The organism is Oleiphilus sp. HI0066, assembly GCF_001635725.1.
This window is the reverse complement of the sequence record NZ_LWFH01001080.1, coordinates 1-878: the sequence shown is the minus strand read 5'-3', so window position 1 is coordinate 878 and position 878 is coordinate 1. Positions and strand designations below refer to the sequence as shown.

At 43.7% G+C, this 878-nt stretch carries 1 protein-coding gene; it reads right to left on the bottom strand.

What is annotated here, in order from left to right:
- Positions 1-878, bottom strand: an 878-nt coding sequence (locus tag A3738_RS13630; protein WP_304440103.1) for an NAD(P)H-hydrate dehydratase, incomplete at both ends; no start/stop codon positions are given.

Genomic DNA, 878 nt, shown 5'->3' with positions numbered 1-878 from the left:
ACAATTCAGTTTTGCTCTTAGAGCCTTAATCGCTTTTATTCGGTCTTCCTCGATATCTGTTGTGCTGCAGTCAAGTAATCGCGCAGCTTCACCAGGGTGAGGGGTTATAAGCGTATTCGTATCGAGACTTTCAATTAAAATTGGGTTTTCTGCGAGGATGTTGAGAGCATCAGCATCTAACACTTTAAAACAGTTTTCGTTGAGAGTCCGTTTCAGAAGTCTCTCGGCCCATTCGTCTTTACCCAAGCCGGGGCCGATTGCAATGACATCAGCCATCTCAAAAAGCGTGTTACTTTCGATCGGGTTATATGTATGAGCCATTACTTCTGGTTGGTGAAGGATAACACTGTTTAGATAGTCTTCATGCGTAATGACAGATGTTAAGCCGGCGCCCACTCTAGCGCACGCTTGAGATGCGATTAATATTGCGCCGCCAAATCCTTTGTTACCTCCGACAAGCAAGGCCCTTCCTTGTTTACCCTTGTGCGTATGTTGTTCTCGAGCGGGGAGTACCTCAAGTAATTCAGTAATCTTCGGTAGATGCAAACTGCTGGGAACTTCACTAAAAATGCCTTCTATAAGATTGAGATCATGAAATGCGATCTGACCAGAATAATGACGACCGACGCCCGTCATTAATCCTATCTTGTTTGCAATGAAGGTCGTTGTAAGATCAGCTTCAATGCACGCATTAAAAATGCGTCCGGTATTTGCACTTAAACCTGATGGAATGTCTAGCGAGATAGTATGGATATTGCTTTTCTCTCTTCGAACGGTATTGGAAAGCTCGATGGCGTCAGCATAGTTTGCGTCAAGATCTCTGTTTAATCCTGTTCCAAATAATCCATCTACGATGATGCAATCAGAGGTTTGTTTGT